This window comes from Affinundibacterium baiyunense (assembly GCF_018139645.1).
GTDB lineage: Bacteria > Pseudomonadota > Gammaproteobacteria > Burkholderiales > Burkholderiaceae_D > Undibacterium > Undibacterium baiyunense.
This window is the reverse complement of record NZ_JAGSPM010000019.1, coordinates 1-23892: the sequence shown is the minus strand read 5'-3', so window position 1 is coordinate 23892 and position 23892 is coordinate 1. Positions and strand designations below refer to the sequence as shown.

Below are 23892 nucleotides of genomic sequence, written 5' to 3'. Positions count from 1 at the left end.
TATTGACTGTTAATTGTTAAAGATCTTCAATTCTTTTCTGCTTTTGCTTCGAAGCGTTGTGTTCGTCAGCAGCAGAGAAACGAGATTATGCAGCACTTCTAACTTCTCGTCAACCCCCTGTTTTTTTTATTTCGCTTAAATCGTTTCTTACTAATCGATTTAAACACCAGGAAAATCAACGTCTTACTACTTGCATCACTCTTATTTCACACCCGCATTTCTGCGGGAGGCGAACTATAGCAAAACAAAAGGCATCTGACAAGTAAGTTGCCAGATGCCTTTTAATTATCTTCACCAAGTATTTAGGATATGAATTAACTGCTTACTTTACGCTAATTTAGGTGCGTCGGTAACATCCGCTGATTTCAATAATGACTGAACCGCGCGCTCAAACAAAGGTTCCGTTTCCAGAAACTTGACCCGTCCATGTGCGATCATACGTCGGAACATGCGAACACTCAGCATCGATGGCTGCTCTTGTCCGTCCAAAGTTAGAATGACATTAGTCAAGGCTGGGTCGATCCAATTTAATTTTCCCTGACTAGGCTCACCACCCAAGTTAATTTCAACCGAGACACCCGTCTTCAATTGCTCCATCACTTGATCAATGCCCGCATCTTTAACAGCCGGGATCTCTTCACTACTTTCTTTTGGTAATTCTTTGACATAAACTTGATCAAGTAATTGAACCTTGATGTCTAGTTCTTTAATCGCGTTATCGAGAAATTTATTTACATCAGAATCATTAGGCTTCTTCAGTGCATCAAAATTCTGTAAATCAGGATCTGCGAAAAAATTATTGAAGTGCTGATGAATCGCCGACAACGAAACTTGCTTATGAATTGTGCCTGAGTGATTTAATCGCATGGATTTAGTATGCGCATCAACCAACCAATTCATGAGGCCTTCTTGCAATGCGGGATTACAATTGATACTCGCCATCCCTTCTTTCAGCGTGCGCAAAATAATTGGCAATAACGCCAGTAGCTGCGTGCGCTCCTCTTCATTCGATTTTGGAATGATGCTCCACAGAAGATCCGGCACCAGCAAGCGCAGGCGATGCGCTAGTTTAGGATCTTCTCGATCAGCAAGCTCTAACGCATAAACCCAAACCGTTTCAAAGAAGTTTTGCAAGTATGGATCGATTGTCAGACCCAACAAGGCCTCATGCAGTTGTGCGGAGGTATGCGCAAAGCGCAATGTACGATTACGAATTTGCTCGGCACCTTCAATTGCGCTCTCAGTTCGACTATCACTAGCACGGAGCTCTTGGGCGATGAAAGCATCAAATTCATCGAGCATTTTTGAAAAAATTTCAGGGTTTTCACTCTCATCCTGAAGAATAATTTCAACAATACGGCAAATTTCTTTGGTGATCTTGATGCCACTTGGATCAACTTGTTTTAAGCCTAAAGAAATCGAGCCAATTCGATTGACCAATAATCGAGCTGGGTGACCTTTTTGTGTCAACAGCGTATTGTCTTTTAGCGCTAACTTTAAAACCAAGAATTGAAGGCGCCCAAGTTGAGCACGAATCTCAGCGGGCACTTGCGTATCACGCAAGATAAACTCAAATAACATCGCGACAATATCGATGGTCATCTTCTCATCGATACTAGAAGCCAAATTATTCAGTGCACCTCGCTGTTCCAAAATCAAATTACGCAAGCCACCTCGTCCATCAAACATTTCCTCACCGGATGGCGTGTATGTCTTCTGGAAACTTGGAATAGAACTAGATAGTGAACCTCGATCAAGTGAAGAACCTGTGTGTGGGAAGTCACTTGTTGAATGTGTTGAGGATTGCGTCGCACCTGCCATCCCGCCTGCCGCGACACTCGCACTAGACGAAAATTCAGCCGTTTGATCGGAGGAGGCACCAACTCTTGATTGATTAACCGACTGTGAGCCACCGAAAAAACCGCGAATTGCATCGCTTACCGCTTCACCATTTTTCAGCCAAGAAAACGGCCCAGTCGAGGCAACTTCATGACTGCCGGAATGATCTACATCAGCTTGATCTGCGACGGCATCATAAGACGCCTCACTTGGCGTAGCTTCACTTGGCGTTGCTCCACTTCTTTTACCCGTTATTAAATTCGAGGCACGGTTCATCGCGGAACTAAAGAATTGCTCAAACTGCGAGCCACGTCGCACTTGTGGCTGCGGCATAGCAGGCATTCGAGGTGTGGACGTTCCACCAAAAGTCTCATCAGCCACATCTGATGTCTCGTCGACTTCTTGATCAGTATGAGGCTGTACGCTATGTCCTGAGGCAGTTGGCGATTTACGTATTTTTAGCTGGAGCTGTGCAGCGATTCCATTTTGTGCCAAGTAGTTATTTACCGATGCGTAAATAGATGGGACAAAGCTTAAAAAATTATCCGAAATGCGATCAACCAAAATATCAAACAGAACTGGATTGATTTCCAAGCGCTCAATCGTGCTCGATATACAACGAGAAAATAAGTATGGCCTAAATGGATTCTCTCGTTCGTTAGTAACTTCTTGTTCGAAAATTAAAGCGATTCGGATGTTGAGATCTCGCAGCTGATCCTCGGCCTCACTTCGGAAGCGACTTGTAATTTCCTCTAAACGCAAGCCACCTTCAAACGCGGTGGGATCGATGAGCGTGAGGTTATCCGTATTAAAGTTTGCACTAGGTCGATAAGTACTATAAGTCGTCTGAAAACTACGCGCCAACAAATGTTCCATGCCATTTGTCAGTTGCTCAACCAAGTAGGTGCCTCGCTCAACCAAGACCGTCCGAGCATCGAGTAAACGACCTTGCTCCAATGAAGAATAAGTATCGTCTGCTTTAATGAAGCAATCTTCAATACAACGCGGCACGGTGCGTTGCATTGCTTCAGTAAAACTGCGCATAAACTCAGCACGTGCGTTCGTTAATAGCACATTCGGATCGACACTTCCCTTAATCACGCAGCCTCCCTAGGGTGAGAAATTTTCCAGCGCAACACTAAACCGCCTTCTTCTTCCTTGCCACTGCCTTTTTAACGGGCGCGGCAGCCTCATCACTTTCTACTTTCGCATTAGCTGCGGACTTCGCAGCCGATCTTGCTGGCGCTTTCGCTTTGCGCTCTTCAAACTCGAAACTTGTCTTACCATCTTTTCCGCGCACTAAAAATGCTTTAAATGGACGACGCGTACGTTGAGAGACAAATCCCGGTAGCAAATCAGTCTTCCCTTCGACCAATAACTTGCGCATTTGTTCGGGCACAATCTCTTGCTGCAAAATAATACGTCCACTTCTAAAATCACAAGCTTTCGGCTTCGCAACAGTTTTTTCGCATACGTATGCCAAGCCTAACTCATACACATGACTACCACATTTTGGACATGCACCGAGCGGTTCGGATTGCGAGAAATCATGATCTTCAGCTTCATCACCTTCGTCTTGATTTTGCCCAAAATCAAATTCGAGTTTCAGATTTTTAATCTCGTCGTCACGCACAATCTTTAGAATTGCAGCGAATGGCCGCCCCATTTTTGAACGGAAGCCCTGCAAAGGACCAATCTCGCGTTTCAGTAAAAGCTCTTCAACCTCTGCGATTTCAAACTGTCGACTTCCCGGCGTCTTACTCATCGAGAATTCACATTGAGTGCAGGCGAAACGACGGTAATTTTCTTTTACAACGCCACCACAATTTGGGCACGGCGCGTGTAAGGTCGCGTAATCACCCGGAATCGTATCGTTATCAAATTCTTTCGCGCGCTTAACGATAACTTGTGTCATCTGCGCAATCTCACGCATGAATTCATCGCGGGTAATCTTACCGCGCTCCATTTGCGCTAGTTTATTTTCCCACTCACCAGTTAACTCAGGTGACGTTAATTCATCCACACCCAATCCGCGTAACAAAGTCATCAATTGAAATGCTTTTGCAGTTGGAATTAGTTCACGGCCTTCTCGCAACAAATATTTCTCGTACAGCAGACCTTCAATAATGGCAGCGCGTGTTGCTGGCGTACCTAAGCCCTTATCAGACATCGCTTCACGCAATTCTTCATCATCGATCAGCTTGCCTGCGCCCTCCATTGCCGACAATAAGGTCGCCTCTGAATAGCGCGCGGGTGGTTTGGTCACTAAGCCATTAGCAAAAACTTTTTCGGTTTTTACTTTTTCACCTTTTGCTACCGCAACCAAATTACCTTTATTTTCAGGATCGTTCTCGTCCTGCGCTTCCTTGCCATAAATCGCCAACCAACCTGGATTGGTCATGACTTTGCCCTCAGTCTTGAACTGATGCCCTGAGACCTCGGTAATACGTGTTGTCACTTGATACTCGGCTGCGGGGAAGAACACAGCCATAAAACGGCGCGTCACTAAGTCATATAACTTTTGTTCTGGCTCCGACAAATTCTTTGGCAAATGGCCCGTAGGAATAATGGCAAAGTGATCGCTAATCTTGGCGTTATCAAAAATCCGCTTATTTGGCTTAATCCAATTGTTATTTAATATCTTGGCCGCGAACTGCTGGAAATTATTGATTTCGCTAATCTTGCCGAGCGTGTCTTTCACTGTTGGCAAATAATCTTCCGGCAAATGACGGGAATCGGTACGCGGATAAGTCAATACTTTATGCTTTTCATACAAAGCTTGTGCCAAGCCCAATGTATTTTTCGCGGAGAAACCAAATTTGGAGTTGGCCTCGCGCTGCAAACTGGTCAAATCGAATAGTGCGGGCGCCATTTGGGTCGCAGGTTTCGATTCTTCAGTGACATTGCCTTGCTTGTTACGGCAAGCAGCCACAATCGATTCTGCAGCAGCTTTGCTCCACAAACGCTCGGCTTTTTTCTCTGGATCAGTTTCATCTTTCTTAAACTGATGATCTAACCAACGTCCCTCATAAATTCCCGCGGCGCAAATAAATTCAGCACGCACTTCCCAAAAATCACGTGGCACAAAATTTTTAATCTTTTCTTCACGCTCGACCACAATCGACAAAGTTGGCGTTTGAACACGTCCAACCGTCGTCAAATAGAAACCACCTTCCTTTGAATTAAAGGCAGTCATAGCACGGGTGCCATTAATGCCAATAAGCCAATCTGCTTCGGAACGGCAGCGTGCCGCATCGGCTAACGGTAACATTTCCTCATCACTGCGCAACTTTTTAAATCCGCTACGAATCGCATCGGCAGTCATTGACTGCAACCACAAACGCTTCACCGGTTGCTTCGCTTTTGCGTGCTGAGCAATCAAACGGAAAATTAATTCACCCTCACGCCCCGCGTCACATGCATTAATGAGCATGGAAACGTCTTTGCGTTTAATTAATTTATTCAGCACCTTTAAACGAGACTCAGTCTTGGCGATTGGATTCAAAGCAAAATGCGGCGGAATCATCGGCAAATGTGCGAATGTCCATTTACCACGTTTAACGTCGTATTCTTCAGGAACCGCAATTTCCAATAAATGACCTACTGCCGAGGATAAAACGTAATCATCGGACTCAAAGTAATCGTCGTGTTTGGTGAACCCACCCAAGGTCTTTGCGATATCATTCGCAACCGAGGGCTTCTCGGCAATGATGAGGGTTTTTGTCATAGTGGGCTTAATTTTTTTATATTTCGTGCGATTGGATGCAACTTAGAAAAGATACTGATGCCATTCTTGCCACTTCAGCAAGAGAAACGCTATATATCAGCGGGGAATAATAAACGGAATGAATCAACTACGGCAATAGAGACACAATATTTGTCACAAATAAAGAATAATTATGTGGAAACTTAGTGGAAAAGCCGCGAACTACCACTTTCATCACTTAATAAAAACTCATCAAACATCAATATGTCGGTTGCTCGCCCCTGACTCCACAATATCATTAGTACAATAACCTTAAACTTTGACAAGGACAGCGGTGCTTCATCGACCGCCATTGCTCGCTCAATGACTATCTCTCGCTGTTGTGCATCTAACACTTTGGTGCTCTGCAAATAATACAAATAGCCAATTGCCTCACTACCTAAAACCGAGACCTCTTCTTCGGTAAAAACACGAAAGCCTGTGGTGTTCACAAGCGAAGATTGTGCCATTGACACATCAATTGCATCAGAAGCAAGTTGGTTGCTGGTGTCCGCCAATCCACTCAACCAATCGAGCGCCGCAATAATCTCGTCCTCATCAAAACCCACCGATGACAACTTTTTTGCCAGCGCGATCGAATCTGGGCATGTATCCGGTCGGTAGTAGGTCTCGTACAAGTAAACCAAAATGTCAAACATATACTTCAATCAAAATCATTTGTTACTAAGGGAAATTATGATACGTTCTACAACACAAGTTACACCATCAAAGCTAGTACCCACTTACCCGTTGAAACATACCAGAAGGTAGTGTCTCGATCAGTCCTTGCAACTCTAATGTCAATAATTGCGCGGATAAGTCAGCTAAATCAATGCCGCTGCGCAAGGCTAGGTGATCAATGTGAACCGGATCATACCCGATAATCGATAAAAGCTCGTTGTCGGCATGATCGGGCACAGACTGTTGGAGTGGCACGTCAACTTGCTGGGATGGCATCGAGAATCGCAACTCATCCAAAATATCTTGCGCGGATTCGACCAACTTGGCACCTTGCTTAATCAATTGATGACACCCTTTTGCCAATGGTGAATGGATCGATCCAGGAATTGCAAAAACTTCTCGCCCTTGCTCCGCGGCCATTCTAGCCGTGATCAACGAACCTGACTGTGCGGCTGCCTCAACCACCAAAACCCCTTTTGCCAATCCAGAAATAATCCGATTTCGACGCGGAAAATTCCCAGCAATCGCTGGCGTACCTAACGGATACTCACTTAACAAACAGGCTTGTTCGACGATTTGATGCGCCAATTGTCGATTGCGTGCAGGATAGACAATATCAGCACCAGTACCAATCACAGCAATAGTCGCGCCTTTTCCTCGCAAGGCACCTGCATGTGCGGCTGCATCTATTCCGGCAGCAAGTCCAGAACTAATGCAAATACCAGCATCACTTAAGCACTCGGAAAATTTCTCCGCATTCAAAACGCCTTGTGCTGTCGCATTACGGCTTCCAACAACTGCGATTGTGTCAACATGAAGTAAATCGATCCGCCCTTTCGCGTACAGCAACAAAGGCGGATCGGGAATCGTCAACAGTTGTGCGGGATATTCAGTATCGGCAAGTGAAAGAAGGTGATTGCCGGGCTGCTGCAACCACTGCTGAGTCAAGGCAATCTGCGCCTTCATTGCATCATTTGGCGCTTGCAACAAGGCATGCGCCAGTTTCGCTGGAATATGTTCGACTAATTGGGAAAACTCAGTTGAAAAGATTTGAGAAGGTAAGCCAAACGCGCTCAACAATTTACGCGCTGTCTCATTCCCAATGCCTTTGGTAAGAGACAGGCGCAGCCAATCGTATTGATCTTGTTCGTGTTCGCTCAAATGCAATCTCAATCTAAGTCAACGTAGGCACTTATTTGACTGGCGTACGAACTATATCGCCAACGCTCACTACGTCTGTCACTTGCATGACTAAACCATACGAAATGTTATTAAATACACGGAAGATAAATAACTGTCCGTACATTTCATCAGGCAAACGAATTGGTTTTTTGTCGTTAGTACGATCAGGAATCACCTTACCATAACGTCCCAATTCGAGTACGGTACCAACGTCGATGCCTGAACTACTACCACGATTAATACTCACAATATTATTCTGCCCCGCAAAGCTAACACCACCATAAACCGCCACTACACGTGCGGCAATGTCTTTGTCAGGCGCATGTGGAACATAATTAATGATCGGTGTTGGCGGAATCGGGACTAGACGATCACCAACTCCCATTTCTTCTTTTGAGGTAACGATAGTAAACGAATCAACGCCATCTTCAGTTTTTGCAGTGCGCTCTAGCTTGACCGCACCGATATACACAGCCTCGTAACCGATTATGGCTTTGGTATCAGGGTCTTTGAGCGCTGTACCAGGTCGAAATACTTGGAATGAGGTACCTTTCTTTAAATCGCCTTTCACATAAACTTTATCTCCACGCCCAACATACACGCGCCCCTCAGGCGCAGCAACGATGCGCGGTGCATTAGCAAACTCATCCTTCTCAATAATCAAAGGTTGGGATAAATAAGGTTCAATCAGATTATTCGGAATCGCAGAAATCGCGTCCATCCCATTGCTGGTCACACTTCGAGTCTGCGGTGTGAGTTTTGTTACTCCCGTTACACCATCACCCAATGGATTTGCCAAGCGTAGGCGTCCATTCGCGCGATCAAAATAAACAATCTGCTTAGGATAAATCCAGTGCGGATTACGAATTTCTTCTTTATTCATGCCCCAAACTTCTGGCCAACACCAAGGATTCTGCAGAAACCGCCCAGAAATTCCCCATAAAGTATCGCCTTTGACAACTACATGTTTATCTGGGGCATCAGGCAAAAATGAACACTTACTACTCAACGCTGGCGGCTGTGTGCTTTCACTCTCTTGACTGAATGCGGACACAGAAACCGCGAGCGGAAAGGCAAAAGCGAGGGCGATTGTGCTAAACTTTTTCATGAAATTTTTCCGATGCAGGTAACTGATTTCAGGGAATGGCAATTAAATTCTTTTGTTAGAGAAACTTCTAAACAAGAAAGGTTCTTGCCAAACTTACCAAATTGAATCAAATTCTGCCCATAAATCCTTGAACTAGCAAGAAAAACCGCAATCTTGGCATTCTTGCTTGTTGTGAATTGTCTTATGCCGATACTAAATATTCTCCGTTATCCTGATCCACGCTTACACAAAGTTGCTAAGCCAATCACCGTTTTTGATGAACGCTTGAAACAGCTCGCCGCTGATATGGCCGAAACCATGTATGACGCACCAGGCGTGGGCTTGGCAGCATCACAAGTCGATGTACACGAGCAACTGGTTGTCATTGATACTTCCGAAGACAACTCGCAACTACGCGTTTTTATCAATCCAGAAATTATCTGGGAAAGCGAAGAACGCAAGGTCTATGACGAAGGCTGCTTATCCGTACCCGGCGTTTATGATGGCGTTGAACGTCCAGCAGAAGTCAAAGTACGCGCACTTGATCTTGATGGCAAAGCTTTCGAATTACATGCGGATGGTTTATTAGCCGTATGCATTCAACATGAAATGGATCACTTGAAAGGCAAAGTTTTTGTCGAATACCTGTCGCCACTCAAGCGCAATCGGATCAAAACAAAAATGATCAAAGAAGAACGTGAGATGAGCAAAAAGGCGAACCGTCGATGAAAGTGATTTTTGCCGGCACGCCAGAGTTTGCAGCTATCGCTTTGAAAGCGATTATCGATGCTGGATATGAAGTTCCTTTGGTGTTGACTCAACCTGATCGTCCAGCAGGACGTGGCATGCAGCTACAGGCTTCCGCCGTCAAACAGTTGGCGCTCACCCATCAAATTCCAGTCGCGCAGCCAATCTCGCTGCGCTTAGATGGTAAATACCCAGAGGTCGCACAAGAGGCGCATGAATTGCTACGCAACACGCCACATGATGTCATGGTAGTGGCGGCCTACGGCTTAATTTTGCCACAATCCTGTCTAAGCATTCCTCGTTTGGGCTGTATCAATATCCACGGTTCTTTATTGCCACGTTGGCGCGGTGCAGCACCAATCCATCGTGCAATTGAAGCCGGCGATGCAGAAACAGGCATCACTATTATGCAAATGGAAGAAGGCCTAGATACTGGCCCTATGCTGAAGCGTCGTGCAATCCCAATTACAGCAACCGATACGACGGCGAGTTTGCATGACCAATTGGCGACATTGGGCGGCGAGATGATTGTTGAAGCTTTACGGCAACTAACAGTCGCGCCGATGCAAGCGACAACACAGCCAGAAGATGGTGTTTGTTACGCCACCAAAATTAGCAAAGAAGAAGCTGCGATCAATTTTGATGCGAGCGCAGCTGAGATCGACAGAAAGATCCGCGCATTTAATCCCTTCCCAGCGGCCCACGCCAATATCGATGGTACGATCATCAAGTTTTGGCGTGCCGAAGTTGCCAAGGGCGACAGTCAATTACCGAGCGGCAGCATCATCGATGCGTCTGGTCAGCAAGGAATACTCATTTCTTGTGAAGGTGGCAAATCTGTGTTGCGTGTGCTTGAACTGCAAAAGCCGGGAGGCAAACGCTTAGCGGTCCAAGATTTCTTACAAGGCTTTCCGCTTAAAGCTGGGCAAGTGTTTCAGTCTTAATCAGCATTGCGGACCCTCATCGTTCTTGCGAAGACATTTTCACCGCTTCGCAAGAACTGTCATATTGCCAGCACTCAAAGCCTTTACAATTACCAGCTAGAACAGGGTTTGGAATGGCTATGAATAAAGAACGCTTACACTATGGCTCCGATCAGTCGGGCTTAATCTGTGCTTATCTTTTTACTGGACAAGAGGCTGGCAAAGCCTTGCGCGGTGATGAAGTATTGCAGTATTTAGGTCAAGCACAAAACTTAGCACCGGCCCATTTCATCTGGCTACACTTCAATCTGGCCAATGCATCCACTGAGAAATGGCTGCGCGAGCACAGCCAATCGCCCGAAGAGTTCTATGAAAGTCTACATCAAGGCTCACGCTCAACACGGATCGAGCATGCCGATCAACATCTGATTGCCGTTGTCAACGACGTACTGCATGACTTTAGTTTTGATCCTTCAGAAATAGCGACACTATGGCTCAACGTGAGTCGCAATATGATGATTAGCACCCGTCGCAAACCACTGAAATCAGTTGATCACTTACGCAATGCGGTCAATGCTGGAGAAATCTTCCAGTCACCTATGGAGTTGCTCACGCATTTATTGCGTGATCAAGCGGATGTCTTGACTGAAATAGTCCGAGACGCGACTACAAAAATCGATGAAGTTGAAGACCACTTGTTAGCGGAACGATTAAGTCGTAAACGCGCGAATCTCGGTGAGCTGCGTCGTCTATTAGTTCGACTACAGAGATTACTCGCTCCCGAACCTGCTGCACTGTTTCGACTGCTACAAAAACCACCTGCATGGATGGCAGATAACGATGTGCATGAACTGCGCCAATCGACTGAAGAATTCTCCGTCGTTTTAAGCGATATGGCATCGCTACAAGAACGCATCAAATTACTACAAGAAGAAATTGCTGCCCATGTTGGTGAGCAAAATAATCGCTCACTATTTGTACTGACGATTGTGACGGTGCTGGCACTTCCGATCAATATCACCGCTGGCTTAATGGGCATGAATGTCGGCGGAATTCCGTGGGCACAAGATGAAAATGGTTTTTGGATAGTTGTTGCCTTAATCAGCTTAATCACAGCGATTGCTGCTTGGGTCGCTCGACATTTTGAGAACAAAGATTAATGCAGAAATGGAAGCACATTATTAAATAAACTTTTTAGTTTACTTAATAATGTATTTCAACTATGCTTGCGACATTCACACTGATTGATGTCGTATGAAAACACCCTTACTTATCGCCGCTGCTTGTCTACTCACACTACTTTCAACTGTGGGTGCAGCCTTACCGTATCCAATTTTGCCGCCACTCTTTGCGGCCAATGCTGCGAATGATTTCAACCACTTTCTAGGATTACCACCAAAGCTGTTGTTTGGAATTGCTTTAAGTATTAACCCCTTGGGTTTATTAATCGGTTCAACCTTACTCGGTCCATTGTCAGATCGTTTTGGTCGTCGCCCAATTTTATTAGCTAGCGCAACAGGTGCCGCGCTTGGTCATGCGATTACCGCATGGGCACTAGTGCTGCAATCCTATCCTTTATTCATCCTAGCGCGCTTTATCACTGGCCTTCTAGAAGGCAATATGCCGGTAGCGCGCGCCATGCTCGCAGATCGCTTAGAGGGTAATCTGCGAGTACGAGCTTTGTCATGGCTAAATGGTGCAAACTATTCTGGTTGGCTAGCCGGTCCTTTGTTGGCTGGCCTCACATTAGGCTGGGGCATCACCGTACCATTTTGGATAGCCGTAATTGCCTTGCTAGGCGCTGCTGTTTTAATTGCAGTTACGCTACCGCGCGAAATGCCATCGCCACATACAAGTTCGTGGTTGCAGGTCGCCCGCAACAAACATGCATTTCAGCTTCTACGCACACCTAGCTTGCGCCAATTATTTTATATTCAGCTGGCCTACACTTGCGGTGTCACCGCATTCTATGAATTTTACCCACTATGGTTAGTCGAATTTGGTGGCTATCACTCCAAAGGAATCGCTTGGATGACAGCAGCCTTGTGCGCAGTGATGACGATCTCATCATTGTTAGCTGGGCGCTCAAGCGAAATATTGCCATTGGAACGCGTCCGATTTCACGCCTATGTGGCAGCAGCCGCTATTGCCGTTGTAGGCTTCGGCAATACTTGGTTAGGTTTAGCTGCGATCATCTTATTTGGCTTTCCAAATGCGTTTTATAATGCACTATTACCTAGTTGGTGCGCCGAACGATTTGGACACCACGGACAAGGCGCAGTGATGGGATTAATTTCGACTACATTCTGCCTCGCCAATATCATCATGGCGATTATTGGTTCAGTACTGACGTTGATTGATACTCGATTAATTTTAATTTTAGGTGCGCTATTAAGCGCATGGGCAGCGTGGCGTATCGGTCATTGGCAAAAAGAATTAGCAGAGCTCGATCAAAGAGAATTGGAAGCCGTATGAATACCGCAGAGCGTATTTTGTTTTTGCTGAAAACGCGTGGTGCACAAACCGCACAAGAACTCGCAGATCAACTCGAACTCAGTTCTATGGGCGCGCGTAAACATTTAGAGAGCTGGTATGAAAAAGGCTTAGTCAGTTTTGAAGACAGTGCGGAGAAACAAGGTCGCCCATGTCGACGCTGGCAACTGAATGAAGCTGGACATGCTCGCTTTCCGGATCGACATAGCGAACTCACGGTACAAATGCTGCAGCAAATACGTCAATTGTTCGGCGACAAAGGACTAGATCAAGTCATCACTGCACGCGAGTCGGAATCGCTACAAAACTATACGCAAGCAACGAGTAAACTGAAAACCCTCAAAGGCAAACTACAAGTATTGGCAGAAATACGTAGTCGAGAAGGTTATATGGCAGAAATTTTGCCACATGAAGACGAGGGTTTTTTACTGATAGAAAATCATTGTCCCATCTGCGCGGCAGCGAAAGAATGTCAGCAATTTTGTCGATCTGAGCTAAGTGTTTTTCAACAAACCTTAGGCGATAGATTTATCATCGAGCGTACAGAACATCTGCAAAATGGCGCGCGTCGTTGTGTCTATTGGGCAAAGACGCGCTAAGCAAAACACTCACTTGCTAAGTAAATCTTGCGTCGACTTTCCTTGTTGCGCTAGTAAGGTTTCCAATGCCGGCATCAACGGCCCCAGAGTTTCTTGCAGCATATTGCGCACGGTATCGACCACCACCTGAGTCTGTCTCTCGATTTCAATGTTCAGCGAATCACCGACCTTTTTCTGTCCAAATACCGTCATGCGCAAGGTCTCAGGAATCAGCCACACCTCGAACCAATTCGCGTCACGATCAACTTCGGCAATCGTCAGACTCGCGCCATTGATGGCGATATAGCCTTTCGCAAAAATATAGCGCATCCATTCTTTCGGCACAGCGATGCGCATGACATAGTTATTCTCCAATTGACGAATCTGCGCAAGTTGAGCGACAAAATCAACATGGCCCGATAAAGGGTGACCACCGATTTCAGCACCGTCTTTGGCGGCACGTTCGACATTAACTTGTGCGTTCTCTGCATAACTACCCAGTGTTGTGATCGCTAAAGTTTGCTGCATGATGTCAAACTCAGCAGCATCCTCAAATAGCTTAGTCACAGTTAAGCAAACCCCATCCGTCGCAACACTCGCACCGATTTGTAAATCGTGATCAAAACCCGTCGGAAAGGCGAGTTGTATCGTCCGCAAGCCGGTTTGATCTTGGATTTTTTTGATGGTCGCGACGCCTTGTACAATTCCTGTAAACATAATGTGTATTTCACTTGATTAATTCAAATTCGGATTGCCGGATTTTTTCATCTCAGCAAGTGGCGCAAACATTTCGTGCGTCATATTCACGAAGTGATCACGCAACCATTTGTGCGCTGGATTGCGCGCATCGCGCTCATGCCACAACATATCGACATGCACATCGGGCGTTTCAAAGGGCAACTCTTTCCATACCAAGGCATCGCTCATTCCGGTCGAAACAATGAAGTGGAAAGGCAAGACCGTTAATAAATCCGAATTCGCCACAACTTTACCACCAGTAAAGAACTGGTTCACCGTCAACAAAATGCGCCGTTCGCGCCCCATTTTCGTCAGTTCATCATCAATCAAACCATGCGCACGACCAGAAAAACTGACGAGGCAATGATTCGCTGCGCAATAAGCGTCAAGCGTTAATTCTTGGTTGGCGAGTGGATGATTTTTACTCATCACACAAACATAATGACCTGAATACAGACGTTCATGGCGAATCGGACTACGTGCCGCGCCCTGTCCACCAGACAATTGTGCAACCACCCCTGGGAAGAAACCAACTGCAATATCAATATCACCCTGCGTAAGCAAAGGCCGCGGTTCACGGGTCGTGAGCGGCACCATACGCGCATTCATATGCGGTGCTTCACGCTCAAATGCGGTGATCAAAGTTGGCATCCACAAGGCAGCGGTGGAATCAGCCATCGCCATTCGAAAAGTCGCCACAGCTTTAGAAGGATCAAAACTACTAGGCGCAATCGCCGCTTCTAAGGTTGATAGGGCTTCACGAATCGATGGCCACAAAATTTCGGCACGAGGCGTGGGCTTCACGCCATAAGCAGTGCGGATTAATAGCTCGTCATTCAGTGAATAACGTAAGCGTTTAATCGCATTCGACACCGCTGGCTGCGTCATCGCCAATTTGTCTGCAGCACGCGTTAGATTTTGCTCGACCATCACAGTGTCAAATACACGCAATAGATTTAAATCTAAGGTCAGAAAATTCATCGGCAGCCTTTCCGCTTATGCAATGGAGTGAAAGATTATCCCAGATTTAAGCAAAATTTTGCAATGCACAAAAAAAGCGCACTTCAGGTCACCCCGAAGCGCGCTTTTTCCTAAGACGAAAAATTGATTATGCTAAGCGACTCGCCAATGTCGCCTTGGTCGCTTCCAAAGCTGCAGGCAAACGGTATTTCAGCTTATCAAACAATTCGGTGTGTAAATCCAACTCGGCTTTCCATGCGTCTTTATCAATCGATGTGATGAGTTCAAATTGTTCTGACGTGAAGTTCAAGCCATCCCAAGTCAAATCTTCATATTTTGGACTGATGCCGAAGATATTTTCTGTGCCGCTGGTTGAACCATCGATACGTTCTAACATCCACTTCAAGACACGCATATTGTCGCCAAATCCTGGCCATACAAACTTGCCATTGGCATCAGTACGGAACCAGTTTACGCAGTAGATATTTGGTTGTTTGCCGCCGAGCGCCGTAATCTTCTCGCCCATATTCAACCAATGCTGGAAATAGTCGCTCATGTTGTAGCCCATGAATGGCAACATCGCGAACGGATCACGACGCACCACGCCTTGTTGACCAACTGCCGCCGCCGTGGTTTCAGAGCCCATAGTCGCAGCCATGTACACGCCTTCAACCCAATTGCGCGCTTCCGTTACCAATGGCACCGTGGTCGAACGACGGCCACCGAAGATGAAAGCCGAAATTGGTACGCCCGCTGGATCGTCCCAAGCTGGGTCGAGCACTGGATTCTGCGTCGCAGCCACCGTAAAACGTGCATTTGGATGCGCTGCTTTACGGCCAGTTTCTTTGGCAATTTCTGGAGACCAATCTTTACCTTGCCAGTCGATCACGTGCGCTGGTGCTTCTTTCGTCATACCCTCCCACCACACATCGCCATCATCGGTCAAAGCAACGTTGGTGAAAATGGTGTTCGCAGTCAAGGATGACATGCAATTCGAATTGGTTGCGGTATTCGTGCCTGGAGCAACGCCGAAATAACCAGCTTCTGGGTTGATCGCATACAAACGACCATCGGCGCCCGGCTTAATCCAAGCAATATCGTCGCCAATCGTTGTCACTTTCCAGCCTTTGATCGCTGGAATCAGCATCGCAAAATTGGTTTTGCCGCAAGCGGATGGGAATGCTGCCGCGACATAATGTTTTTTGCCTTCTGGGGATTCCACACCCAAGATCAACATATGTTCAGCCAACCAACCTTGATCGCGTCCCATGGTGGAAGCAATACGCAATGCGAAGCATTTTTTGCCCAACAATGCATTACCACCATAGCCAGAACCAAACGACCAAATTTCACGTGTTTCTGGATAATGCACAATGTACTTCGTGCTGTTACATGGCCAAGCTACATCTTTTTGACCAGCCGCCAAAGGTGCGCCAACCGTATGCACGCATGGAACGAAATCACCGTCTGTACCCAATACCTCATAAACCGCTTTACCCATACGCGTCATGATGCGCATATTTACGGCAACATACGGCGAATCCGATAATTCGACGCCGATATGTGCGATGGGTGAACCAAGCGGCCCCATTGAGAATGGCACTACATACATGGTACGCCCTTGCATGCATCCGTCAAAAAATGGATTTAGCGTTGCGCGCATTTCCGCTGGTGCCATCCAGTTATTGGTTGGGCCTGCATCTTCTTGTTTTTCGGAACAGATATAAGTGCGATCTTCAACACGTGCCACGTCAGAAGGATCAGAACAAGCGAGGTAGCTGTTTGGACGCTTTGCTTCGTTCAATTTTTTCATGGTGCCAGCAGCTACCATTTGTGCGCACAGACGATCATATTCTTCTTGCGTGCCGTCACACCAAACCACGTTTGCAGGTTTGGTCAACGCGACCATTTCAGTAACCCAGTTAATGAGTTTTTGGTGCTTGACGTGTGCTGGCACATTGATTGCCGTCACACCTTGCATGCTAGGTTGATTCATAATAAATACTCCAATGCCATTTCAATAAAAAAATCGGTGTAGCGGCACGGCAAGAACGGCTAGAAGGCGAGTAGATAAGGCAAGTGGTATTATTCTGGTTATAATTAATCATCCACACTACTGGCACGATAGCGGCATTTTTTGTCGGAATCAGGAAGGCAGACGGGATAGCAACTATGGTCTGAGATCCAAGCTTTCGCCCGGTAGACTGCACGGTACGGAAGATTCAAAAAGCTACGTGCAACGTATTCTACACCGACATACGACAATCTGCTGAGTTTTACGTCACAAATAGTATCAAAAAGAAATCATTTTTGAAAATATACTTACCTACAAGGCAAGCTATTACCATGAAAATCGCCATCTTAGATGATTATCAAGACGTCGTTCGGCATCTCAAATGCTTTTCTATGCTCAATGAACACGAAGTGAAAGTGTTTAACAATAAGGCCGTCGGTGTCGGCCAACTCGCTATTCGTCTCAATCAATTCGATGCACTGGTATTAAATCGTGAACGAACTAGCTTGAGCCGTGCACTGCTAAGTAAGTTGCCAAAACTAAAGCTGATTTCTCAAACGGGCAAGGTGTCGGGTCACATTGATCTCGACGCCTGCAAAGACTTGAATATCACTGTCATGGAAGGCGTTGGTGATCCCTATGCTCCAGCAGAATTAACTTGGGCATTAATTTTAGCTTCATCAAGAAAGATCCCGCAGTACGCTAAATATCTACAAGAAGGCTTATGGCAAACCTCGTCATTACACCCAACACAAAATCAGCTTGGACGCCTACTGTGCGGCAGAAAAATCGGCATTTGGGGCTATGGCAGAATTGGTAAGCTAGTCGCCCAATATGCAAAAGCATTTCAAATGGAAGTAGAAATTTGGGGAGGTATCGATAGCCGTAATCAAGCCATCAAAGATGGTTTTAGCGCAAGTGAATCGAGAGCAGATTTCTTTCGCACATGCGACATCATTTCCCTACACTTGCGCCTGAACGACGAAACCCGCCACATTGTTCGTCAATATGATCTAGGCAGCATGAAAACGGATGCACTATTCGTCAACACCAGTCGCGCAGAACTGATTGCGCCAAATGCCCTTGAAACAGCTTTGAATCTCGGGCGTCCTGGCTTTGCGGCACTCGATGTATTCGAGAACGAACCGCTATCACAAGAATATGGCCTGAGAGGAAAGGAAAATGTTCTACTGACACCACATTTAGGTTATGTCGAACAGGATAGTTACGAATCCTATTTTTCTACAGCCTTTCAGAATATTTTAGCGTTTTGCCAAAGACAAGAAAATACCAGCATCTGAGCAAAGTAGCTCTCAGCACTGTGTACCGCGCGAATTACATTTGCGCAGGCCAACAACAATTTCCCACTACGATTTTGGCGGGCGTCCTTTCAACAGAAATTCCATAAGCAAAGAATTTTTTCTACGTATCAATTTAATAAAGATATGGGCTAGAATGCCCAATCCTAGATAACTAAAAAAGCAAAGCAATGAATTCTCACACTTTCCAACTCATTCTCAATATCAGTGTTGCTGCAGGTATTTGCGGACTTCTTTATTGGCTACAAAACAAACATGTATCGTTCACAAAACGGGTATTTGTCGGCTTGGGATTGGGTGTTTTGCTTGGCGCAATATTTCAATTCATCTACGGGCTTGAATCGAGCACGCTGAAAGATACTCATGCATATCTTGACGTCATTGGTACGGGATACGTCAAGCTCTTACAAATGGTAGTGATACCACTCATATTGGTTTCTATCATCAGTGCCATCCTTAAATTGAAAGATGTGAGCTCGCTCGGAAAGATCAGCAGCTTAACGATCGGCACTTTAATTGGAACAACCATCATCGCTGCCTTAATTGGTTTATTGATGGCAAAAGTGTTTGGATTAACTACTTTAGGTTTGAATTACAGCTCTGCTGAATTTGCCCGCGGCCAATATCTAGAAGGCACCTTAGCCAGCGCAAAGGCAATTACCTTGCCGAGCATGCTACTCAGTTTTATTCCTGAAAATCCGTTTCTTGACATGACAGGTGCACGTAAGACATCCACTATTGCTGTGGTCATTTTTGCCATTTTGATTGGAATTGCAGCAACTGGCATTGCAGAGAAAAAAGCGGAAGCATTCAAATCATTCAGTCACTTTATCGAAGTTGCGCAAACCATCGTGATGCGTCTGGTCACTATCATTTTACGTTTAACCCCTTACGGCGTATTCGCATTAATGACGCAAGTAGTCGCAAAATCAAATAAGAATGACATCTTCAATTTAATTAATTTTGTGCTGGCCTCGTACAGCGCCATCATCATTATGTTTGGCGTTCATCTGGCAATTGTTGCTGCATGCGGTCTCAACCCAAAACGCTATCTACAGAAAATTTTTCCCGTGCTAGTGTTCGCATTCACCTCACGCACCAGTGCTGGTGCGATTCCTATGAGCGTACAAATTCAGCATCAGCGCCTAGGAACACCAGAGGGAATTGCCAATTTTGCCGCCTCGTTTGGCTCCACCATGGGACAAAACGGCTGCGCGGGTATTTATCCCGCGATGCTGGCATTTATGATTGCTCCAACCGTTGGCATCGATCCTATGTCATTTTCTTTTATTGCATCCTTAGTCGGCATTATCGCAATTAGCTCGGTTGGTATAGCTGGTGTCGGCGGAGGTGCGACTTTTGCTGCGTTAATTGTGCTCTCATCACTTGACTTACCTGTCGCGCTAGCGGGATTATTAATTTCAATTGAGCCATTAATCGATATGGGGAGAACCGCACTGAATGTGAGTGGATCTATCGTGTCTGGAACCGTTACAAGCAAAATTATGGGCTCGACTGATATGTCAACGTTTAACCAAATCGATTCGGCAGAACTTGAAATGAAATCAGAAAGTTAATTAAATGACTAACATCTAGCTCGACTTGTAAATTTTCACTTAAATTAATTAAAAATAGTTTTTTGCAATTTATTACCCTGATTTATGTTGCAAATTTGTTGTATTTATCACGCATTTCATAGCGAAAGATTGACACTTTACAAGGCAAAGTGTTTCCATACATAGCGGTTGTTTTTGTGAGTATTTTTTTGAATTCACAAGCACAAAGTATTAATGCGATTGTATCCATTAGTAGGAGGGGGAGTCCCTACTGGTACCCGCTAGCAGGGTTGGTCTTAAATTTATAAGTGACCAACTTGTAAATTTATGTTTTATTTTTTAACTTAGGAAATTACATGTCCAAGAATAATTCTGTATTCAAGAAAACCTTGGTTGCACATGCATTAACAGTTGCCTTTGGTTTCGGCTTTGTTGCCGTTACCGTTCCAACTGAAGTTATGGCGCAATCCAATGCTGCAGGTTCTATTTTCGGTAAAGCGAAACCAGGTGCTACAGTTCAAGTCTTGAACTCTGACAACGGTATTCGTCGTTCCGCAACAGCTGACGCAAACGGTCGCTTCCAAATCACTGCGTTGCCAATCGGCACTTACAAAGTGGATCTGATGAATGGTGGCAAGGTAGAGCAAAGCACAACTGTTGATGTTTCTTTGGGTCAAGGTTCTGAAGCTGTATTTGCAGCCGCAGCTGGTTCTATCCAAGTTGTTCAAGTTTCAGGCGCACGCAAACCGATTGACATCTCCTCAACAAATAACGGCGCAAACTTCACTGCACGTCAATTAGAGAACTTGCCGGTAGCGAAAAGCGTTGAAGCGATCGTTCAGTTAGCACCGAACACAACTCGTGGCGATACACGTTTTGCAGGTAACGGCGCCTCTTTCGGCGGTGGTGCAGTTACAGAAAACTCCTACTACATCAATGGTTTCCCAGTCACCAACCCATTAACAGGTTTCGGTGCATCACAATTGCCATTTGGTGCGATTGCTGAAGCACAAGTTCTGACTGGTGGCTTCGGTTCCGAATTTGGTCGCTCTATCGGTGGTGTGGTCAACGTGATCACTAAGTCCGGTAAAAACCGCTGGGAAGCTGGCGCAACAGTGAGCTGGACACCAGATTCATTGCGTTCAGATCCAAAAGATATTTACTATCCAAAAACAGGTCGTACATACAATGCAGCTACTGATGGCACTTTGTATTTGCGCCGCAACCAAAATACCGCTGACTCTAAATTGTTCGGTGGCTATGTAAGTGGTCCGATCATTCAAGACAAATTGTTTATGTTTGTTTCTGCTGAACAAACCAAAACAGACCAAGGTTTCGTGAATGGTTTGCGTACGTCTACATCCAACGCAGTAAATGGTTGGAATGATACGAAGACTACAGTTAATCGTTACTTAGCAAAGTTTGACTGGAATATCGCTGACGAGCACCGTTTAGAATTTATGTCTATCGGTGATTCTCCTGTTGTTAAAATTGACCGTTCTGGTTACGACTACGCTACTGGAGCACGTGTTGGTGGTGTAACATCTTCACAAACTAACCGCAACATTAACGACAACGGTAACCAATTAAATGGCTTGAAATACGTTGGTGAAATTACGCAAGATTTGACTTTCACAGCAGCTTACGCGCAAGCAAAATCGAAGCATGAAACAACCTTGGTTGGCTATAATCCAACAGCAATGGGTGTTGTTGCAGATCCAGCAAACCGTGTACCTGGCTTGAGTTACACAAATCCACAATCATTTGGCGCAAATGTACCAGGTGCTGGCAGCCAAGATCTTGTTAAATCTCTTCGTCTTGACTTAGAGTACAAGCTGAATAGTCACACTATTCGCGCAGGTTACGACAAATCCAAAGTTGATTCTCTTGGTGGCTCTACAACCCCAGGTGGTGGTACTTGGACATACTTGAAAACAGATGATCCAAACAAAGCAATTCCAACATCTGGCGGCACAATTCCTCCGACAGCGACTGGTGGCGGTTACGGTGCTCAAGGTTATTACGTGTCAAAAACATACTTCTCCGACGTAACTGAATCACACGGCGAACAAACAGCGCTGTACATCGAAGACAAGTATCAAGTGACTAAAAACTTGATGGTAGTTGGTGGTATTCGTTATGAATCCTTCTTGAACAAGAATAAATTGATGCAGAAATTCTTGGATCAACCTGGTGAAATCAATCCACGTGTGGCTGTGTCTTGGGACGTTAATGGCGATGCGTCATTGAAAGTATTTGGTACTGCAGGTCGTTACTCTGTGCCAATTCCAACCAACATCGGTTTGCGTGCAGCAGGTGCAACGACCAATACCACACAGTTCTTCACGTACACAGGAACTGATGCAAATGGTCAACCACAAGGCTTGAAACAGTTGACAAACCCATTGTCTCCAAACAATGAATTTGGTCAACCAAAAGATGCTAGATCATTTGCTGTAAAAGACATGAAACCAACTTTCCAAGACGAAATCACTTTCGGCTTTGAAAAGCAATTGGCTCCTGAATGGAATTCGGGTGCACGTGCGACCTACCGTACTTTAAAATCAACTATCGACGATTTATGCGATGCTCGTCCATTCGAAAAATGGGCAAAACGTACGAACACGACCATTACCAACCCAACTTTCGGTCATGATTGCTACTTATTCAACCCAGGTATTGCAAATACTTTCGTATTCGATATCGATGGTAAGGGTAATTACAAAGAAATCGCTTTAAGTGCAGCTGATTTGGGATTTGAAAAAGCGAAACGTACTTACACTGCATTGGATCTGTTCTTAGAACATCCATTCCGCAATGGTTGGTATGGTAAAGTGAACTACACTTGGTCACGTAGCTATGGTAATACTGAAGGTCAAGTTCGTTCAGACAACGGTCAAGCTGACGTTTCTGTGACAGCGACTTGGGATTACCCAGAAATTATGCGCGGTGCAATGGGCTTGTTGCCAAATGACCGTACACATCAAATCAAAGCATTCGGTTTCTATCAATTGAATAACGAATGGTCTATTGGTGGTAACTTGTTGTTGGCATCTGGTCGTCCACGTTCTTGCTTGGGTGGTGATCCTAATCCAGGTGACTCTCCAAACTACAACAACCAAGCATTCTTCTGCTTCGGTGAAACTAGTGCGCAAAATCAGTTGGTACCACGTGGAAAAATCGGTAACTTGCCATTTGATAAGCGTTTAGATTTGAATGTAACTTACAAACCAACATTCTTGAATGGTATGGCGTTCAAGATGGATGTATTTAACATTACAAATACTCAAACATTGCAAAACGTGATTGAAGCATACAATAGTGGTACACGTATGAGCAGCCAGTACGAACGTCCAATTAGCTACACAAACCCACGTTCTGTACGTTTCACAGCTGAATACAACCACAAGTTCTAATCTTGTAGTTTGATTTAGTGTTGGCAGAAAAAGCCCCGACTTGTCGGGGCTTTTTTTTGGGAAAATTCCAAATTGACCTATTTGAAAATATGTAAGCTAGTTCTAGTTAGAAAGCTATCACCCTACTATTTGATCTGTGAGATGTGGTTCTGTTGAGAAATCTCGATACTCACCATGCACAGCCCAAACCAAAAGATCCGTATGAACCTCCGCAGAAACTGCTTTTTGAGTCCAATTATCGATTTGGCGATCTGAATCAGCACATTTTTATATAAGAATCCAATATTTAGCATTTGATTGCTCGCGTTTTATCAGGCTAATTAGTCATAAAACTCAAGAACATGAGGTTGTCAACAGTTCAATATAAGTTCAGACTGACACACCGAAGAAGGCAGAAACCATCTTTCAATTTAGAAATGGTATTGCGGTGAGTCCACCCACAAAGCGCGTCAGACATCGCTATTTCAAAGGTCGGTAGAACAGTGTGAACCTCCCTCAATCAGTGCCAAGTATTACTAGAGTTTTGAGGTTGGTGAAACAATCGGTATTCAACAGGGGTCATCCCGTTGAGTGAATCATGTGGGCATTGCTCGTTGTAATCGTTCATCCACAAT

Annotated in this window: 16 protein-coding genes; 8 read left to right on the top strand and 8 right to left on the bottom strand. The window is 45.3% G+C overall.

Annotation, left to right across the window (positions count from 1 at the left end):
* Window positions 1-327 precede the first annotated feature (327 nt).
* From KDM92_RS18125 to KDM92_RS18105, 5 genes are all read right to left on the bottom strand, one after another.
* Complete coding sequence (locus KDM92_RS18125) at window positions 328-2940, bottom strand: DUF1631 family protein (protein ID WP_212685769.1); 2613 nt, start codon at window positions 2938-2940, stop codon at window positions 328-330.
* Window positions 2941-2977: 37 nt separating this feature from the next.
* Window positions 2978-5566 carry a DNA topoisomerase III gene (locus KDM92_RS18120; protein WP_212685768.1) on the bottom strand — a complete coding sequence of 863 codons (2589 nt, stop codon included), beginning with the start codon at window positions 5564-5566 and terminating at the stop codon, window positions 2978-2980.
* Window positions 5567-5748: 182 nt separating this feature from the next.
* Window positions 5749-6243: a Smg family protein gene (locus tag KDM92_RS18115; RefSeq protein ID WP_212685767.1), complete on the bottom strand. Its 495-nt coding sequence runs from the start codon at window positions 6241-6243 to the stop codon at window positions 5749-5751.
* 73 nt (window positions 6244-6316) lie between these two features.
* A complete protein-coding gene (gene dprA, locus KDM92_RS18110) occupies window positions 6317-7426 on the bottom strand; it encodes a DNA-processing protein DprA (RefSeq protein ID WP_230408420.1) in 1110 nt (369 codons plus the stop codon).
* Between the two features lie 31 nt (window positions 7427-7457).
* On the bottom strand, window positions 7458-8555 hold the full coding sequence (locus KDM92_RS18105; protein ID WP_212685765.1) for a LysM peptidoglycan-binding domain-containing protein: 1098 nt from the start codon (window positions 8553-8555) through the stop codon (window positions 7458-7460).
* Between the two features lie 183 nt (window positions 8556-8738).
* Between KDM92_RS18105 and def the strand changes: the two genes are divergently transcribed.
* From def to KDM92_RS18080, 5 genes are all read left to right on the top strand, one after another.
* Entirely contained in the window at window positions 8739-9263 is a 525-nt protein-coding gene (def, locus tag KDM92_RS18100; protein ID WP_212685764.1) for a peptide deformylase, read from the top strand.
* Entirely contained in the window at window positions 9260-10225 is a 966-nt protein-coding gene (fmt, locus tag KDM92_RS18095) for a methionyl-tRNA formyltransferase (RefSeq protein ID WP_212685763.1), read from the top strand. The genes def and fmt overlap by 4 nt, the downstream gene beginning before the upstream one ends.
* Before the next feature lie 119 nt (window positions 10226-10344).
* Window positions 10345-11364, top strand: a complete 1020-nt coding sequence (locus KDM92_RS18090) for a transporter (protein ID WP_212685762.1) — start codon at window positions 10345-10347, stop codon at window positions 11362-11364.
* 94 nt (window positions 11365-11458) lie between these two features.
* Window positions 11459-12679: an MFS transporter gene (locus KDM92_RS18085; protein ID WP_212685761.1), complete on the top strand. Its 1221-nt coding sequence runs from the start codon at window positions 11459-11461 to the stop codon at window positions 12677-12679.
* Entirely contained in the window at window positions 12676-13296 is a 621-nt protein-coding gene (locus tag KDM92_RS18080) for a helix-turn-helix transcriptional regulator (RefSeq protein WP_212685760.1), read from the top strand. The genes KDM92_RS18085 and KDM92_RS18080 overlap by 4 nt, the downstream gene beginning before the upstream one ends.
* Before the next feature lie 9 nt (window positions 13297-13305).
* Here KDM92_RS18080 and KDM92_RS18075 read toward each other — a convergent pair whose 3' ends face one another.
* The 3 genes from KDM92_RS18075 to KDM92_RS18065 all read right to left on the bottom strand — a co-directional run bounded on the left by KDM92_RS18075 (window position 13306) and on the right by KDM92_RS18065 (window position 16969).
* Complete coding sequence (locus KDM92_RS18075) at window positions 13306-13992, bottom strand: riboflavin synthase subunit alpha (RefSeq protein ID WP_212685759.1); 687 nt, start codon at window positions 13990-13992, stop codon at window positions 13306-13308.
* Between the two features lie 18 nt (window positions 13993-14010).
* Window positions 14011-14994: a LysR family transcriptional regulator gene (locus KDM92_RS18070; RefSeq protein ID WP_212685758.1), complete on the bottom strand. Its 984-nt coding sequence runs from the start codon at window positions 14992-14994 to the stop codon at window positions 14011-14013.
* Between the two features lie 127 nt (window positions 14995-15121).
* A complete protein-coding gene (locus tag KDM92_RS18065) occupies window positions 15122-16969 on the bottom strand; it encodes a phosphoenolpyruvate carboxykinase (GTP) (protein WP_212685757.1) in 1848 nt (615 codons plus the stop codon).
* 350 nt (window positions 16970-17319) lie between these two features.
* Between KDM92_RS18065 and KDM92_RS18060 the strand changes: the two genes are divergently transcribed.
* The 3 genes from KDM92_RS18060 to KDM92_RS18050 all read left to right on the top strand — a co-directional run bounded on the left by KDM92_RS18060 (window position 17320) and on the right by KDM92_RS18050 (window position 23278).
* Window positions 17320-18288: a D-2-hydroxyacid dehydrogenase family protein gene (locus tag KDM92_RS18060; protein WP_212685756.1), complete on the top strand. Its 969-nt coding sequence runs from the start codon at window positions 17320-17322 to the stop codon at window positions 18286-18288.
* Window positions 18289-18476: 188 nt separating this feature from the next.
* Window positions 18477-19883 (top strand): L-cystine transporter, encoded by a 1407-nt coding sequence (locus tag KDM92_RS18055; RefSeq protein WP_212685755.1) that lies wholly within the window; start codon window positions 18477-18479, stop codon window positions 19881-19883.
* Between the two features lie 335 nt (window positions 19884-20218).
* Complete coding sequence (locus KDM92_RS18050) at window positions 20219-23278, top strand: TonB-dependent receptor (RefSeq protein WP_212685754.1); 3060 nt, start codon at window positions 20219-20221, stop codon at window positions 23276-23278.
* Window positions 23279-23892: the final 614 nt, after the last annotated feature.

Bases quoted from the DNA above. Each gene is read 5' to 3' on its own strand.
- KDM92_RS18120 (WP_212685768.1), bottom strand. From the start codon at position 5,566: ATGACAAAAACCCTCATCATTGCCGAGAAGCCCTCGGTTGCGAATGAT.
- KDM92_RS18115 (WP_212685767.1), bottom strand. From the start codon at position 6,243: ATGTTTGACATTTTGGTTTACTTGTACGAGACCTACTACCGACCGGAT.
- KDM92_RS18105 (WP_212685765.1), bottom strand. From the start codon at position 8,555: ATGAAAAAGTTTAGCACAATCGCCCTCGCTTTTGCCTTTCCGCTCGCG.
- def (WP_212685764.1), top strand. From the start codon at position 8,739: ATGCCGATACTAAATATTCTCCGTTATCCTGATCCACGCTTACACAAA.
- fmt (WP_212685763.1), top strand. From the start codon at position 9,260: ATGAAAGTGATTTTTGCCGGCACGCCAGAGTTTGCAGCTATCGCTTTG.
- KDM92_RS18090 (WP_212685762.1), top strand. From the start codon at position 10,345: ATGAATAAAGAACGCTTACACTATGGCTCCGATCAGTCGGGCTTAATC.
- KDM92_RS18085 (WP_212685761.1), top strand. From the start codon at position 11,459: ATGAAAACACCCTTACTTATCGCCGCTGCTTGTCTACTCACACTACTT.
- KDM92_RS18080 (WP_212685760.1), top strand. From the start codon at position 12,676: ATGAATACCGCAGAGCGTATTTTGTTTTTGCTGAAAACGCGTGGTGCA.
- KDM92_RS18075 (WP_212685759.1), bottom strand. From the start codon at position 13,992: ATGTTTACAGGAATTGTACAAGGCGTCGCGACCATCAAAAAAATCCAA.
- KDM92_RS18070 (WP_212685758.1), bottom strand. From the start codon at position 14,994: ATGAATTTTCTGACCTTAGATTTAAATCTATTGCGTGTATTTGACACT.
- KDM92_RS18065 (WP_212685757.1), bottom strand. From the start codon at position 16,969: ATGAATCAACCTAGCATGCAAGGTGTGACGGCAATCAATGTGCCAGCA.
- KDM92_RS18060 (WP_212685756.1), top strand. From the start codon at position 17,320: ATGAAAATCGCCATCTTAGATGATTATCAAGACGTCGTTCGGCATCTC.
- KDM92_RS18055 (WP_212685755.1), top strand. From the start codon at position 18,477: ATGAATTCTCACACTTTCCAACTCATTCTCAATATCAGTGTTGCTGCA.
- KDM92_RS18050 (WP_212685754.1), top strand. From the start codon at position 20,219: ATGTCCAAGAATAATTCTGTATTCAAGAAAACCTTGGTTGCACATGCA.